Genomic DNA, 14,359 nt, shown 5'->3' on the forward strand with positions numbered 1-14,359 from the left:
CTCAGCCGGTCTCCGGCGGCCGGAGCCGCAGGTCGCCGTCGAAGTCGATCCCGGCCAGCTCGGTGCGGGAGGCGATGCCGAGCTTGGCGTAGACGTTGGCCAGGTGGTGGCCGACCGTGCGCGGGCTGATCAGCAGCTGTGCCGCGATCTCCCGGTTGGTCAGCCGGTCCGCGGCCAGCCGCGCCACCCGCAGTTCCTGCGCGGTCAACCCGGCCGCGGTCGGTGGAGCGGCCACGCGGGGAGCGGCCCGGCGTTCGGTGAGGGCCTGCTCGCGCTCCGCCCGCGCCCGCAGGGGTCGCGCACCCAGGCGGTCGAAGATCGCGGCCGCGCCGGCGAGCTGGAGCCGGGCGTCGGCCCGGCGGCGGGCGCGGCGCAGCCACTCCCCGTACGCCAGCCGCGTGCGGGCCAGCTCGAACGGGTGACTCCCCGCTCCTTCGACGGCCAGCGCGGCCCGGAACGAGTCCTCGGCCGTCGGTCCACTCCGGACGAGTGCCCGGAGCCGGTGAGCGGCCAGCCGCGCCCAGGTCGCGCCGGTTCGCCGCGCCCACTGCTCCACCATTTCGACCGGCAGCTCGACGCCGTCGCGGCTGCCGACCTGAACCGCCGCTTCGACGGTGTCCACGGCGGCGAACAGCGCGAAGGTGGGGTGCGCGGCCTCGTGACCGGGCTCGACGAGGCACCGCAGGTCGTGCAGTGCCTCCTGCGGACGGCCGTCGAACAACGCCGCCCGGCCGCGTTGCCAGTACGCCGAAGCGCTGAGCGCCCGCACCCCGCGCGGAACCGAAACCCGCAGGATCCGGGTGGTGAGTTCGTCGACGGCGCGCACCTCACCACGGGCGGCGGCCAGGACGCTGAGGCAGGCGCGGCTCTGCGTGGCGACGTGGTCGGCCCCGACCTCCTCGGCCAGCCGCAGTGCCTCGGCCGCCGCGGCTTCGGCGGCGCTCCACCGGCCCGCGGTGGTGTCGAGGACCGCGATCTGGGCCAGGACCAGCGCCAGCGCGGGGAGTTCGTGCCGGCGCCGAAGCTGGGCGGCCTGCACACGCAGCACGTCGAGCAGCCCGCCTTCGACGCCCCAAGCCTGGACCAGCGGCACGGGCGGGAGCAGTTCCCACGCGGCGGTGCCGAGCCGATCGACCGTGTCGCCTGCCAGGTCCGGGGTGGCCGGGGCGGCCTCACCGGTCTGGTCGTAGCAGGACCACCAGTTCCGCAGCACGGGCAGCAGTTCCGACAGGGCCGGGTCGGCGCCGGTGTGCACGGCCCGCACCCGCCGCAGCGCCTGCTGCTGCAGGTCGGGCCGACCGGCCGACCACGCGGCGCGGACCGCCACCGTGCCCAGCTCCACCGCGCGGCGGGCCTTGGGCACCACGGCCAGGTCGGAGACCAGGTAGTGCTGGGCGCGCTCGGGCATGCCGTAGGCGAATTCGAGGATCCCGCGCAGCCCGCCGCTCAGCCGGGCGACGGACTCCACCCCGTCGCAGCGTTCCGCCTCCTCGAGCAGTTGCCGTGCCGCCTCGGCATCGCCGGAGTCCCACGCGGCGCGGGCGGCACCGGCCAACCGGCGTGCGGCCGCAGCCGGGACCGGCGACAGCTCCGCCGCCCGGCGCAGGGCGCGAGCCGCCGTCGGGCCCGCGCTGCGTCGCAGGCACTGTTCCGCGGCCTGCTCCAGCAGGGCGGCGACGTCCTCGTCCGGCCCGTCGGCGGCCGCGGCCAGGTGCCAGGCCCGTTCCTCGGTGGCGTTCGCGGGCAGAGCGGCGGCCAGCGCCCGGTGCGCGGCCTGCCGGTCCAGGAAGGGGGCGCCGTCGTAGACCGCCGCCCGGACGAGCGGATGCCGGAACTCCAACCGGGCCCCCGAGGCACGCAGCAGGCCGGCGCGCAGAGCCTCCTCCCAGGTGGAGCTGTCGACGCCCCAGCCGGCTCCGGCCCGGTGCAGGAGGTGGCGGTCACCTCGGTCCTCGGCAGCGGCCAGCAGCAGCAGTGACCGGGTCGCCGGTTTCAGGGCCTCGACCCGGGTGCAGAACGCCTGCCGCAGCCGTGGTCCGACCGGCATCGGCTCGCCGGACAGGAGCGGGGCCAGCGCGCCGTCGGTCTCGCGTTCGAGGGTGGGCAGTTCGTGCAGCGCCAGCGGGTTGCCGCCCGCCGCCCGGACCGCGTGGTCGACCAGCGCCCTATCGGCGCTCGGCGCGACGGCGTCGACCAGGCGTCGTGCGTCCTCGTCGGCCAGGCCCGCGACCTCCATCGACGGCAACCCCTCCCACGGTCCCGGCGCGGGGTTCTCGTGCCCGGTGAGCAGCAGGACCGGCTCCGTCGTCACCCGGCGCGCGAGGAAACCGAGGCACTGCGCGGTCGCCTCGTCGACCCACTGGGCGTCGTCCACCACGACGAGCACCGGCCGCTCCCGGGCCAGCCCGCTGATCAGCGACAGCACGGCCGCGCCGAGGAGGAACCGGTTCGCCGTGTCCGAGCTGAGCCCCAGCGCCCCGCGCAACGCCGCGGCCTGCGGCGCGGGGAGCGTGTCCAGCCGGTCCACCACGGGCCACAGCAGTTCGTGCAACGCCGCGAACGCGAGCCCCGCCTCCATCCGGGTGCCCCGGCACCGCAGCACCGTCGCCCCGGACGCCATCCCGGCGGCGTGGTCCAGCAGGGCCGTCTTGCCGATACCCGGCTCGCCCCACACCACGAGCCCGGAACCCGCGCCGGCCGCCGCCCGGTCCAGCAGCCGCTCCAGGGCCGCGATCTCGGCACGTCGCCCGAACAGCTCCATGTCTGCACCCCTGATCCTCGCGCCCGGCCGCGGTGGTGCGGCCGGGCGGGTCATCCGTCGTCGTCGGGAAGCCGGTCGAGGACCCGTTCCAGCGCGGGTCCGATGACCTCGAGCTCGGCGTCGGTAAGCGCGCTGAAGAAGTGCTGCCGGACGGCGGCGACGTGCGCGGGAGCGGCCGCGACGATGGCCGCGCGACCCGCGTCGGTGAGCCGGACCATCGATCCGCGCGCGTCCTCGTCGCACTCCTCGCGGGCGACCAGGCCGCGCTTCTCCATCCGGATGACCTGGTGGGAGACGCGGCTGCGTTCCCAGCCGACCATCCGGCCGAGCTCCCGCGCCCGCAGCAACCCGTCCGGCGCCTCCGACAGCGGCACCAGCAGCGTGTACTCCGCACCGGACAGCCCCGCCGATTCGACCAGCCGTCGCTCCATCACCGCGGTCACCCGGTGCAGCACGCCGATGATCCCGCGCCACACGAGTGCTTCCCGCTCGTCGAGCCAGCGCGCCTCACCCATGCGCCCGAGCCTAGCAGCTTTGTTGACGCGTCACGAAAACCTGATATATGTAGACGCGTCAACAAAGCGCGACGATCCTGACGACCGTCCTTCCCAGTTCAGGAGCAACCCGATGAGTGACCTCGTGTTCGGCCTCGACAACTTCGGCGACGTACCCGAAGACGACGCCGGCGTCCCCGTCTCCCACGCCGAGGCGATCCGCCAGGTCGTCACCGAGGCCGTCCTCGCCGACGAGATCGGCGTCGACGCCATCGCCCTCGGCGAGCACCACCGGCCCGAGTACGCGATCTCCACGCCCGAAACGGTCCTCGCCGGCATCGCCGGGCGCACCTCCCGCATCCGCCTCGGTTCCGGCGTCACCGTGCTCAGCTCCGACGACCCCGTGCGGGTCTTCCAGCGCTTCGCCACCCTCGACGCGCTCTCCTCCGGCCGCGCCGAGGTGATCCTCGGGCGCGGTTCGTTCACCGAGTCGTTCCCCCTGTTCGGCTACGACCTGGCCGACTACGAGGTGCTCTTCGAGGAGAAGCTCGACCTGTTCGTCCGGCTCCTCGACGAGAAGCCGGTCACCTGGTCCGGCACCGTGCGCGCCCCGCTCGAGAACGCCGACGTGTACCCGAAGACCGACTCCGGGCGCCTGGCCACCTGGGTCGGGGTCGGTGGTTCACCGCAGTCGGTCCTGCGCACCGCCCGCCACGGCCTGCCGCTCATGCTCGCCATCATCGGCGGCCCGCCCGCGCGGTTCCGCCCGCTCGTCGACCTCTACCACCGCGCCACCGAGCAGCTCGCCACCCCCGCGTGGCCGATCGGCGTGCACTCCCCCGGCTTCATCGCCGACACCGACGAGCAGGCCAGGGAAGTCCACTACCCGCGGTACAAGGTGATCCGCGACCGCATCGGCGAGCAGCGCGGCTGGCCACCGCTTCGCCGGGAGGAGTACGAAGCCGACCTCGACCACGGCTCGCTGTACGTCGGCTCGCCGGAAACCGTGGCGCGCAAGATCGCCCGCACCGTCCGCACGCTCGACGCCGGCCGGTTCGACCTGGTCTACGCCACGGGTTCGCAGCCGATGAGCGCCCGCCTGCGGGCCGTCGAGCTGTACGGCACCCAGGTCATTCCCATGGTCCGCGACCTACTCGCCGAGGCGAAATGAGCACCACCGTCGCGATCCTGGGGGCGGGCAAGGTCGGCACCGTGCTCGCCCGGCTCGCCGTGGCCGCGGGGTACCGGGTGCTCGTCGCCGGTTCCGGCGACCCGGCGAAGATCGCGCTCATCGTGCAGGTCGTCACACCCGGCGCGGTCGCCACGACCGCCGCCGAGGCGGCCGCGCGGGCGGACATCGTCGTCCTCGCCCTCCCGCTCGGCAAGTACCGCACCCTCCCCGCCGACGCGTTGCACGGCAAGCTCGTCGTCGACGCGATGAACTACTGGTGGGAAACCGACGGCATCCGCGACGACCTCACCGACCCGCGTACCTCCTCCAGCGAGATCGTGCAGGCTTTCCTGTCCGGCGCCCGGGTGGTCAAGGCGTTCAACCACATGGGCTACCACGATCTCGAGGACGGAGCCCGCCCGGCCGGGGCACCCGGGCGCAAGGCGCTCGCCATCGCGGGCGACGACGACGCCGACGTCACCGCGGTCGCGGAGTTCGTCGACGCACTCGGCTTCGACCCCGTCCGCGCGGGCCCGCTCGCCGAAGGCGTCCGCTTCGAGCCCGGCACCGAGTTGTTCGGCGCGAACGTCGACGCCGCCGAGGTCCGCGCGAGGCTCGACCGGTTCGCCGGCTCCGCACGCGGCTGACCCGCCCCCGGTGTGAACGGGGACGGGTCAGCGGGTGTCACGAGTGCTGCGAGATGACGGCCGGACGCGCGGCCGCCGCGGTTCCCGCCGTGGGCACCGGCAGGGGGTGGGGCGCGATGTCGAGGTCGGCGTTCGGGAGCACGCCGTCGACGAGGTACTCCTTGCCGATCCGCTGGGCCTCCCAGTTGATCATCGACGGGTGGCTGCCGAACAGGCAGTGCGTGCCCGCGCCGCGCTCGGTCACCAGCACCGAACCGGGCAACTGCTCGTGCATCGCGACGGTGTTCGCGTACGGCGTCGCGGAGTCCCCTTCGACACCGAAGAGCAGGATCGGCGGCAGGTTCCGCCCCGACGGCACGATGCGCTGGTCGTGCACCGGCCAGTTGGCGCAGGCCGACGGAATCGACACGTTGTACCAGGCGAAATCGCTGGTCTTGGCCAGCTCGCCGAAGTCGCGTTCGATCCTGGTCCGGTCCGTCGGCGCGTCGGAGTCGACGCAGGCGATCGAGATCATGCCCGCGATGGAGCTTTCCACCGCCGCGCCACCCGATGGGGTCGCCCAGTCCAGCACGGCACGATCGTCACCGCGCAGCACGTAGTCGGCCATCGCCTTCGCGAGCGGTTCCCAGTAGAGCTCGTGGGACAGGTTGGCGATGTAGACGTCCATCAGCTCCACCGCGCCGACGTTCTTCAGCGGCCCGCGCGGCGCCTTCCGGAAGTCGCCGAGCAGCTTCTGCCAGGCCGCGTTCACCTCGTCGTGGGTCTTGCCGAGGTGGAACACGTTGTCGTACTGGGCGATCCAGCTCAGGTAGGCGTGTTCGCGGGCGACTCCCGCGGCGACCTGACCGGTCGAATTGTGGTACCACAGCTGCGGTTCCACCGGATTCATCGAGCTGTCGAGCACCATCCGGTCCACCCGGTCCGGGTACCGCTCGGCATACGCGCTGCCGAGGTAGGTGCCGTAGGAGTACCCCAGGTAGCTGATCTTCTCCTCACCGAGCAGCGTGCGCACGCGGTCCATGTCCTGGATCACGTTGCGGCTGCCGGTGTGCTTCAGCTGCTCGCCGTTCTTCTCCGCACACGAGCGGGCGAAGGCCTTCCAGCGCTCCCAGCTCTTGTCCCGCTCCTCGGGGCGGTCCGGATCGGGCTGCAGCTGGCGCCAGTAGTCCTCGCCGACGCAGCTGAGCGGCTGGCTGTGGCCGGTGCCGCGGGAGTCGAGGCCGACGATGTCGTAGGCCTCGAGCACTTCCCGGGGCAGCCGGGTGTGCCCGGTCGCGTCCGGAGTGGACAGTTTGCCCGCCTGCATCACCGCGGAACCCGCCGGGCCGCCGGGGTTGACGAACAACACGCCGCGCCGTTTCGCCGGATCGGTGCTGGCGTGTTTCGAAACGAGCACGTCCATCCGCGCGCCGAAGGGCCGCGAATAGTCGAGCGGGACGCTGACCGTCGCACATTTCAGCGCCGGGTACACCTGGGCGACATCCGCCGGGCAGGCCCCGAAATCGAGCTGCCCAGTGGCGTGGGACGGTGTGCTGACGGCCGCCGCGGTGCCCATGGTGAGCAGTGCGGTCAGGCCGATGGTGAGCAATTTCCTCATTCGAACCCCCAGTTCGATCGGACCCGGGGGACTGTAGCGACAACACCCGGGCGGCCCGTCCGCGCATCCGCCGATCCATTGGTTCGTTCCCGGTTTTCCAGCGCGTTTAAGGCAGGCGTGAAACCACCCGGGGTTGCCGCTGTCCTCCGCCCCCTCCGCCCACGGCCTGATGCGTGCGTAAGCCACCTTGCCCGGCTCGACCGGCGAAGTCACCGGCCGCTCTGCGCGCTCCTGCCCTGGATCGCCGAGTTGCCCAGGTCGTTCTTCGGCAGCGCGCGGGCACCGGACACCGCCGACGTCCAGTCGCCGGTGGTGGCGACCGCGGCGAAGTTCGAGTGGAGCAGCACCATCAGGGTGTCGTGGACCTGTCGTGCCGAGACGGAGCCTGCTTCGTTGGAAAGGTGCACGGCGCCTGTCGCGTCCCTCAACACCTCGACGGTGAAGCCGAGCGGCTCGGCGGAGGCGGCGGTGGCGAGGACGCAGTTGTTCGTCATGTAGCCGACCAGTGTGATCGTGTCGATCTGGTGTGCTCGCAGCCACTCGGTGAGCCCGGTGTCCGCGAAAACGCTCGAGAAGCGCTTGACGATTTCCGTGCCTTTTCCAGTGGCACGCTCCAACACCGCGGGGTGGACCGCGGCCGCCTCGGAGCCGGCCGCGAAGACCGGGGCGTCCTGGGGAAGTTCGTGGCGCACCGTCACAACGGGAACGTCGTTGCGGATCGCGACATCGATCGCCTCGACGAGATTCGCGCGGGACTCGTCCCGGGGCGGGTACTGCACGGCGAGCGGCCGGTCCTCGTCGAAGTACTCGAGCTGCGCGTCGACGACAACGAGGGCGCGGCGGGGCTGGGTTTCCAAGGTGCCGATCTCCGTTCCGGGAGGGGTGCGGTCACGCGGACCGCCTTGAACGGGTCCACCGTGGCAGGGCGCGGCGGGCTAGCGTGAGTGGCGCACAAGTCAACTATCGATGGGATCGCGCCAAGTATGAAGATCGCTGTCCACGCCTTCCACGGCATCACCACGTTCCACCTCGCCGCCCCACTCCTCGTTTTCGACGAAGTGTCCCGTCAGGGGCTCGCCACGGACTGGAGCACCACCGTGTGGAGCGCGGACGGGCGGTCGATCCGCACGTCCGAGGGCCTCGTGGTCGACGGGCTCGGCTCCCCTGCGGTCGCGAACGCGGCCGATCTGGTCGTGTTCCCCTCGTGGCCCGCGGATCTTCCGCCGCCGCGGGAAGAACTGGTCGAGGTGGTCCGGGCCGCGCACGGGCGCGGCGCCGGTGTGGTGGGCCTGTGCCTGGGCGCCTTCCCGGTGGCGAGCGCCGGGCTGCTCGATGGGCGGAGCGCGGTGACCCACTGGGCAGCCGCGGCGCGACTCGCCGCCGGTCATCCGGAGGTCGCGGTGCAATCCTCCGCTCTCTACGTCGACCACGGCGACGTGCTCACCTCCGCCGGCACGGCGTCCGCGCTCGACGCCTGCCTGCACCTCGTCCGGCAGCGCCTCGGGGCCGCCGCGGCGACGACGGTGGCACGGCACCTGGTCATCGCACCGCACCGGGAGGGCGACCAGGCCCAGTACATCGAGCGCCCGGTGGCCGAGCACGTCGGCGCGACCGACCCGATCGGCACCACCCTGGAATGGGCGGCTGCCAACCTCCACCTCCCGCTCTCGGTGGAAGACCTGGCCGGCCACGCGCGGATGAGCACCAGGAACTTCGTCCGGCGGTTCCGCGAGACGACCGGGAGCAGCCCGGCGCGCTGGGTCACCGCCCGCAGGCTCGACGAGGCACGCAGACTGCTCGAAGTGACCGCGTGGACCGTCGCCCGCATCGCCGAGACGTGTGGCTACGACAGCGTCGTCACCTTCCGGCAGAACTTCGTCAGGGCGTACGCGACCACGCCGACGTCCTATCGGCAGCGATTCGCCGGCCTGGTCAGCAGCTGACCGCTACCGGCCGGTCAAGCCCACGGGCTGCACTGCACCACCTGGTTACCGCTGTCGACGGTGCAGGCCCGGACCTTGAGTCCCTTGATGTTCACCCCGGCCTTCGAATGCGCGCTGCTGGTCTTGGAATCCCCGTTGCCGCCCTCGGCCTTGCCGAGGATGCGGGTGGTCCACTCCCAGGCGGAACCGTTCTGCCAGTGGTAACCCACCTCCATCCGCACGCCGTAGCCGTCGGCGGCGCGGTCCCACACAGTGCCTGAGAGACTCACCTCGTAGCCCTCCCACTCCACCCCCACCGCAGCGACCGCCGCGAAACTCTGGTCGGTGTCAGCCACGCGGCCGTTGGGGTACGGGACGTAACCGTTGTCCCAATGGTCGGGGCGTGCCGCCGCCGGGGTCGCGGCCAGGGAGAGCGCGGTGCCGGCGATGACAGCGGTGATGGTTCTGCTCGGACGAGTTGCCACGGATTTTCCTTTCCTCGAGCCCGCCCTACCGGATCAGATGTCGGTGAGCCGGGCTTTGTAGATCCACTTTTCCTTCTGCTCGCCGACCGGTTTCGCTTCGACCGGCTGGTTCGGCCACACGAAATCGACCCACGAGCTGCCGTACTTGTTCCCCAGGGTGTCGGCGGTGTAGATACCGCGGCCCGAGCGGTGCTTGGAAAAGGACTTCACCTTGGGCGTGGGGTATTCCCAATCGATCCGCGGCCGCCCTCCCCCGGACTTGTTGATCCTGAACTGGGATTTGCTGCCGGTCGCCCACAGGTACTGGGTTTCGGCCAGGTCGGGCTGGAGGTCGTGCCCGTTTTCGAACTTGTTGTTCGTCAGGCTGCGGTGCTCCAGGTAGGTGAGCGTGGTACCCGTCCCCTGCCCGCTGACCTCGTAGGCGAGGATCTTGTTCCCTCCGTAGATCCACAGGAGCCTGTCGTTGTTCTGGTCCAGGACGACGCCGTGCGCCTCACGGAAGGCGTGGGGGCCGCTGATCTTGACGAGCGGGCCGGGACGTTCCGCGGTGGGGGCCTGGAACAGCAGGAAGCTGCCGCCGGTTCGCTCCCCCGGCGGCCCGGGGTCCTGGTCGTCCAGTCCCGCCGTGCCCACCACGATGACGGCATCCGCCGTCGGGAGATATTCCAGGGAGTGCGGGAAGTTCTTGAGCCCGGTCGTCCAGCCGAGTGCCGCCGAGTCGCTGGTGCGATGGATCGTCACCCGTCCGTCTTCCTCGTCTCCTCCGCAGACCAGGAACGCGGGAACGCCGCCGATCTTGCGGAACTTGCACTCCAGCGGCGCCCAGCCACCGGTCGGGAACGCCGAAAGCGGCGCACCGAAGACGAATCTGTCCTTCCCGTTCTGGTCCTTTTCCAGCTTTATGTGCCCCGTCCAATAGGTCTCGATGACGTGGTTCTGCACATCCAGCAGAGCCAGGTGGAAATCCTCGAGCAAAGCGCCGCCAACCGCCTCGGCTCCGCGCGCGGAGCCGGCCAATGCGCTGATCGGCACGGCCGCGACTCCGGCCGCGAGCAAACCACGCAACAACTGCCGTCTGTCCAAGCTCATGACGTCCTCCCTCGACCGGAACCGGGTGGCACTACGACGGTCGCTTTCACCCGCACCCACCCACAAGTTGACGGTAGTGACGACGCAGCCGGAATCGTGTGGGTCGTTCACCCCGCAAAAGTCCTAGCTGCTCTCTGGATCGGAAATACCTGATCCGGCTCCGCCAAGTCCGGCGGTTGCAGCAGTGTCGGGCCGGCGGACTCCGGGGCAGGGGATTCACCGGCTGTTGAAGAGGCTTGCTCGCCCGCGCCGCTGCCCCTGTAATCGATCGGTCCAGGCGGGTCCCGCGGCGAAGTCGAGGAGTTCCATGCGCACGGCAGCAACCATTCTCGGACTGATCACGGCGACTGTGCTCGCCGCCACCGCGCCCGCCGGCGCGGCGGCCGGTGGCACGCAACTCGATCCGCCACCCGGACTGGACCGCATCGACCAGCGTGACCACGGCCGGTCGGGCACCTACTCGTGGCGCACCACCGGCAGCGAAGTGCACGCCTACGTGCTCGGCGACCTGATCGCGACCACGCACACCACCTTCGGCGGACGGGCGGCCAACGGCCCGGACTTCACCGGCGCCCCGGCTTGCCAGCCGATGGACAACCCGGGCACCGGCCTGGCCAGCGTGGTCGGCGGCACCCGGCACGGGGTGGCCAAGGAAGTGCGCATCACCGGCGTACGGGTCACCGCCTGCAGCCACACCACCACCTCGGAACGGCTCATCCAGGGGCTGGACTGGGTCAGCGCGAACGCCATCAAACCGGCCGTCGCGGTGCTCAACATTTCCCACAATGCCGACCCCGCCGTGGACGAGGCCGCACTCCGCCTGATCCGCAGCGGGGTCACACTGGTCACCACCTCCGGCATACAGGACCACGTCACCGGTGACCGGGACCCGACGCGGATCTCACCGGGCCGGGTGCCGGAGGCGATCACCGTGGCCTCGAGCAGCCTGATCAACTTCTTCGTCTCCCGCCAAGGCCCCGGAATCGACCTCTACGCCCCCTTCTCCGACATGGCCATCGGGAGCGGCAGCGACGAGTACAACCTCGCGACCAACGAAGCCGGCGTGGCAGCCGGTGCCGCCGTGCTCGTGCTCTCCGAGCACCCGTCGTGGACCCCGGCCCAGGTCCAGCGCGCCTTGATCGACCACGCCACACCCGGCGCGCTCAACCCGGCCCCGCTGAACGGTGCACCCAACCGGATGCTCTACGTCGGCCCCTGACACCGCCCGCAAGCCCGGTGCGATGCCTGGTGCCCGCCTCCGCCCAACCAGACCGGACCCCAGGTAACCGGTCTACGGTGCCGGGCGATTGGCGCACGTCCCACGCCCGATGATTGCGTCGCTCTGGGCTTGCGTGCTCTGGTTCGCCTCAACTCCGTGGCGGTCGGCGTAGTCGCGGAACCAGTCGAGCGCGAATCGGAGCGAGGCGATGCCGTAGTCGAGCGTGGCTCGCTGGTGTGCCGCGACATCGCCGAGTCCTTCGGGGATGTCCATGGTGTCGAGTTGTTCGTTCAGTTGCGAGAACTTGGTGAGGCCGCTTTCGATGCGGGCCTCGATGCGGTGGAGGACGGACGCACGCGATCACCGTTCGCCACCTGGCGAGCCATACGTCCGGCCTGCCCGACTACTTCGAGAAGCGTCGCTCCGGCCCCAGCCTGTACGAGCACCTCCGCGCCGGCCGGGATCAGGCGTGGAGCTTCGAAGACGTGCTGAGGATCGCCCGAGAGCAGCAACATCCTCATTTCGTGCCACAGGACCTGACGGCCACCCGGCAGAAAGCCCGCTACTCCGACACCGGCTTCCAATTGCTCATCCGCATCGTGGAAGCGGTGACCGGGCGCTCCTTCGCCGGCCTGCTGGCCGAGCGGATCACCACCCCGCTCGGCCTCACCCGCACCTGGCTCCCCGGACAAGCCCGGTCAGCCACGGACACCACGGCACCCTTGTCACTCCACACCGGACAGCGTCGAGTCGAGCTGACCTCGATGATCGAATCCAGCAACGACCTGGTCAGCACCACCGGGGAGCCTCTCACCTTCCAGCGGGCACTGCTCGCCGGCGAGGTCTTCGACCACGCCCGCTCGGCGGAACCGCTCACCGAGCGGCGGAACAGGCTCCGCAACGCTACGGGCTCGGTACCATGTTCTTCGACGTCGGCCGCCTCATGTCCGCGGGCCGCCGACCACTCACGCTCATCGGCCACTCCGGCGTCACCGGGACCTGGTCGTTCCACTGCCCAGAACTCGACCTGCACCTGGCCGGCACCGTCGACCACACGCACGGGCAAGCTCTCCCCTTCCGCCTCATGGCGCAGCTGCTCCACACCTGGCGACGGTGACCGCCCTGGCCGCGTCTTCTCACGTGGACCACGACCGATGGGCCGAGCGGTGCTCGAACCCGCAGCCAAGGGGTTTCGGAGTTGGAGGACTCCTCGCTCAGGCGACGAAGCCGAAGCCATCCATGCGAAACTGGACTTGCCCGCGGACTGGCCTACGGAGTCAACCTACGATCCCGCGCTGGTGCACCCTCCGCCCTCACGACGCCCTGACCGCCACTGGCGGCGACGATCGCTTGGGTGACCGGCGGCTCCCGCCGCTGATCGATTCGGTCACCGCAGGGAGCCGACATACTGGTGCGCCTCGCGTGCGACGTCTCGCCAGAGGGCGAGCGTCGCCGTGCGGTCTCCCAGGGCGGGGAGCTCGATCCACTCCCGCATTGTCCGGTTGCCCATGACCACCTGCTCGGCCCGTCCGGTGGCGATGAGCTCCCCGACCCGGTCGCCGGGGACCTTCACGATGAGCTCACCGCGGTGTCCGAGGAAGGCGAAGATCTTGCCGCCGACGCGGAGCCCCGGGCTGCCGAACATCGTTCCCATGGCGACGTCTCGATCGTCCGTGAAGTCCTTCGCGATCCGGTCGAGCAGGTCGCCGTTGGGTATGTCAGCCATCGATCTTCCCGGGTAGCACGCGTTCGAGGGCCGCGACGGAGCCGTCGACGGCAAGTCCCATGGTCATGGCCGTCCGCAGGGGCACCGCGCCGGTGAAGAGTGCGACGAACACCTGCGGCGGCGCGGTGATCCTGGCGTCGGGCCGGCGTTCGGTCGAGCAGGGGCGTACGTCGATCCGGCCACGGTCGGCGATGATGTCGCAGCCGTCGCCCAGGTCGCCGAGGCGCACGACGCTCGCCGGCTCGTCGGGTGTGGTGTCCGTGCACAGATGGCGCAGCGGCAGCGAGAACCAGTGCACCCGGAACGCGTCGTCGTCCGGCGGGGCGGCCATCAGCGGGGCGCCCCAGCGGGTCAGCTCGCGGACCACGCCCCCGAGGTCCCTGCCGCGGTCGGTGAGCGTGATGAGCGTGGCGGCGACCGGCGGCGGTTCGTCGTGGCGGGCGATCAGCCCGGTGCTCTCCAGGTCGCGGAGGCGGTCGGCCAGCAGGTTGCTGGCGATGCCGGGCAGCCCGCGGCGCAGATCGGAGAAGCGGCAAGGGCCCTGGGTGAGCAGCTCGCGGACGATCAGCAGGGTCCAGCGGTCGCCCACCAGGTCGAGAGCGCGTGCCATCGAGCAGTACTGGTTGTAGGAACGCACGTCGGCAGACTAGCAGCATGGTTGCCAACCTCTACCAACTGGTTTAGTTTTTCAACCACGTTCCGAGGCGAGGGAGAGCACCATGACTGTGGTCAGCGACAGGGCACCCGCCGTGCTCAGGGAGTACTACCGGATCCTCACGGGCGGGATCGAGAGCTACGGGGACGGCCGGAACCTGGCACCATTGCTCGCCGAGGACCTCCACTTCGAGGGTCCGATCGCCGGGCAACGGACGGGGGCCGCTCCGTTCCTGCGGGGAGTGCGGGGGTTCATCGCGAACATCCAGGAGATCGACCTGATCCAGGAGGTCCACGACCCCGACGGCGCCGCCGTGTGCTACGACGCCCACCTGCCCGAAGGCACCTCTCGGCTCACCGAGTTCTTCACCTTCGCCGAGGGGAAGATCCAGCGACTGTGCATCCTGTACGACCCCGCCGACTACCTCGCCAAGGGCGGCGCCTGACCCGGGGTCGGTTCGCCCGATCCTTGGGTGCTGCGAGGTGAGCAAGTGCTGGAGCGTGGCTGGGAGCGGGTCGACCAGCGTGCTGTGACGTGGCCGTGGGTCTGCCTGGCGCTAGCGGATCGGGGGGCCGCCGATGATGCGGGAGAAG

At 70.8% G+C, this 14,359-nt stretch carries 15 protein-coding genes; 6 read left to right on the top strand and 9 right to left on the bottom strand.

The genetic code is table 11. The features are described 5' to 3' along the window. Position 1: 1 nt before the first annotated feature. Both JOM49_RS34460 and JOM49_RS34465 read right to left on the bottom strand, forming a co-directional pair. On the bottom strand, positions 2-2,761 hold the full coding sequence (locus JOM49_RS34460) for a LuxR family transcriptional regulator (RefSeq protein WP_209668332.1): 2,760 nt from the start codon (positions 2,759-2,761) through the stop codon (positions 2-4). Positions 2,762-2,811: 50 nt separating this feature from the next. Beyond that, positions 2,812-3,276 (bottom strand): MarR family winged helix-turn-helix transcriptional regulator, encoded by a 465-nt coding sequence (locus tag JOM49_RS34465; protein WP_209668333.1) that lies wholly within the window; start codon positions 3,274-3,276, stop codon positions 2,812-2,814. 112 nt (positions 3,277-3,388) lie between these two features. Here JOM49_RS34465 and JOM49_RS34470 point away from each other — a divergent pair, with 112 nt between their 5' ends. Beyond that, positions 3,389-4,426, top strand: a complete 1,038-nt coding sequence (locus tag JOM49_RS34470) for an LLM class flavin-dependent oxidoreductase (protein WP_209668334.1) — start codon at positions 3,389-3,391, stop codon at positions 4,424-4,426. Continuing rightward, positions 4,423-5,073: an NADPH-dependent F420 reductase gene (locus JOM49_RS34475; RefSeq protein WP_209668335.1), complete on the top strand. Its 651-nt coding sequence runs from the start codon at positions 4,423-4,425 to the stop codon at positions 5,071-5,073. Before JOM49_RS34470 ends, JOM49_RS34475 begins: the two co-directional genes overlap by 4 nt. 37 nt (positions 5,074-5,110) lie before the next feature. On the opposite strand, the gene JOM49_RS34480 is transcribed toward JOM49_RS34475, so the two are convergent. Both JOM49_RS34480 and JOM49_RS34485 read right to left on the bottom strand, forming a co-directional pair. After that, positions 5,111-6,670, bottom strand: a complete 1,560-nt coding sequence (locus tag JOM49_RS34480; RefSeq protein ID WP_209668336.1) for an alpha/beta hydrolase — start codon at positions 6,668-6,670, stop codon at positions 5,111-5,113. A gap of 209 nt (positions 6,671-6,879) precedes the next feature. Then, entirely contained in the window at positions 6,880-7,527 is a 648-nt protein-coding gene (locus tag JOM49_RS34485) for an isochorismatase family protein (protein ID WP_209668337.1), read from the bottom strand. Positions 7,528-7,653: 126 nt separating this feature from the next. Here JOM49_RS34485 and JOM49_RS34490 point away from each other — a divergent pair, with 126 nt between their 5' ends. Continuing rightward, entirely contained in the window at positions 7,654-8,613 is a 960-nt protein-coding gene (locus JOM49_RS34490; RefSeq protein WP_209668338.1) for a GlxA family transcriptional regulator, read from the top strand. 14 nt (positions 8,614-8,627) lie between these two features. On the opposite strand, the gene JOM49_RS34495 is transcribed toward JOM49_RS34490, so the two are convergent. Then, positions 8,628-9,077: a hypothetical protein gene (locus JOM49_RS34495; RefSeq protein ID WP_209668339.1), complete on the bottom strand. Its 450-nt coding sequence runs from the start codon at positions 9,075-9,077 to the stop codon at positions 8,628-8,630. A gap of 33 nt (positions 9,078-9,110) precedes the next feature. Next, on the bottom strand, positions 9,111-10,160 hold the full coding sequence (locus tag JOM49_RS34500; protein WP_209668340.1) for a hypothetical protein: 1,050 nt from the start codon (positions 10,158-10,160) through the stop codon (positions 9,111-9,113). 313 nt (positions 10,161-10,473) lie between these two features. On the opposite strand from JOM49_RS34500, the gene JOM49_RS34505 reads away from it, so the two are divergent. After that, the gene (locus JOM49_RS34505) at positions 10,474-11,385 is read left to right on the top strand and encodes a S8 family serine peptidase (RefSeq protein WP_209668341.1); all 912 of its coding nucleotides are present in this window, start codon (positions 10,474-10,476) and stop codon (positions 11,383-11,385) included. A 72-nt stretch (positions 11,386-11,457) separates the two neighbouring features. On the opposite strand, the gene JOM49_RS34510 is transcribed toward JOM49_RS34505, so the two are convergent. Next, the gene (locus JOM49_RS34510; RefSeq protein WP_209668342.1) at positions 11,458-11,658 is read right to left on the bottom strand and encodes a hypothetical protein; all 201 of its coding nucleotides are present in this window, start codon (positions 11,656-11,658) and stop codon (positions 11,458-11,460) included. Between the two features lie 122 nt (positions 11,659-11,780). Between JOM49_RS34510 and JOM49_RS44445 the strand changes: the two genes are divergently transcribed. Beyond that, positions 11,781-12,743, top strand: coding sequence for a serine hydrolase (locus JOM49_RS44445; RefSeq protein WP_372444233.1), 963 nt, complete (start codon positions 11,781-11,783; stop codon positions 12,741-12,743). Positions 12,744-12,772: 29 nt separating this feature from the next. On the opposite strand, the gene JOM49_RS34520 is transcribed toward JOM49_RS44445, so the two are convergent. After that, a complete protein-coding gene (locus JOM49_RS34520; protein WP_209668343.1) occupies positions 12,773-13,111 on the bottom strand; it encodes a hypothetical protein in 339 nt (112 codons plus the stop codon). After that, a complete protein-coding gene (locus JOM49_RS34525; protein WP_308158967.1) occupies positions 13,104-13,748 on the bottom strand; it encodes a winged helix-turn-helix transcriptional regulator in 645 nt (214 codons plus the stop codon). The genes JOM49_RS34520 and JOM49_RS34525 overlap by 8 nt, the downstream gene beginning before the upstream one ends. Before the next feature lie 82 nt (positions 13,749-13,830). On the opposite strand from JOM49_RS34525, the gene JOM49_RS34530 reads away from it, so the two are divergent. After that, positions 13,831-14,211 carry a nuclear transport factor 2 family protein gene (locus JOM49_RS34530; protein WP_209668344.1) on the top strand — a complete coding sequence of 127 codons (381 nt, stop codon included), beginning with the start codon at positions 13,831-13,833 and terminating at the stop codon, positions 14,209-14,211. The last annotated feature ends 148 nt before the right edge of the window (positions 14,212-14,359 follow it).

This window comes from Amycolatopsis magusensis, assembly GCF_017875555.1.
GTDB lineage: Bacteria > Actinomycetota > Actinomycetes > Mycobacteriales > Pseudonocardiaceae > Amycolatopsis > Amycolatopsis magusensis.

Excerpts from the sequence above, each read along its gene's own strand:
- JOM49_RS34460 (WP_209668332.1), bottom strand. The coding sequence starts at position 2,761 with ATGGAGCTGTTCGGGCGACGTGCCGAGATCGCGGCCCTGGAGCGGCTG.
- JOM49_RS34475 (WP_209668335.1), top strand. The coding sequence starts at position 4,423 with ATGAGCACCACCGTCGCGATCCTGGGGGCGGGCAAGGTCGGCACCGTG.
- JOM49_RS34465 (WP_209668333.1), bottom strand. The coding sequence starts at position 3,276 with ATGGGTGAGGCGCGCTGGCTCGACGAGCGGGAAGCACTCGTGTGGCGC.
- JOM49_RS34480 (WP_209668336.1), bottom strand. The coding sequence starts at position 6,670 with ATGAGGAAATTGCTCACCATCGGCCTGACCGCACTGCTCACCATGGGC.
- JOM49_RS34520 (WP_209668343.1), bottom strand. The coding sequence starts at position 13,111 with ATGGCTGACATACCCAACGGCGACCTGCTCGACCGGATCGCGAAGGAC.
- JOM49_RS34530 (WP_209668344.1), top strand. The coding sequence starts at position 13,831 with ATGACTGTGGTCAGCGACAGGGCACCCGCCGTGCTCAGGGAGTACTAC.
- JOM49_RS34510 (WP_209668342.1), bottom strand. The coding sequence starts at position 11,658 with ATGGACATCCCCGAAGGACTCGGCGATGTCGCGGCACACCAGCGAGCC.
- JOM49_RS34490 (WP_209668338.1), top strand. The coding sequence starts at position 7,654 with ATGAAGATCGCTGTCCACGCCTTCCACGGCATCACCACGTTCCACCTC.
- JOM49_RS34505 (WP_209668341.1), top strand. The coding sequence starts at position 10,474 with ATGCGCACGGCAGCAACCATTCTCGGACTGATCACGGCGACTGTGCTC.
- JOM49_RS34470 (WP_209668334.1), top strand. The coding sequence starts at position 3,389 with ATGAGTGACCTCGTGTTCGGCCTCGACAACTTCGGCGACGTACCCGAA.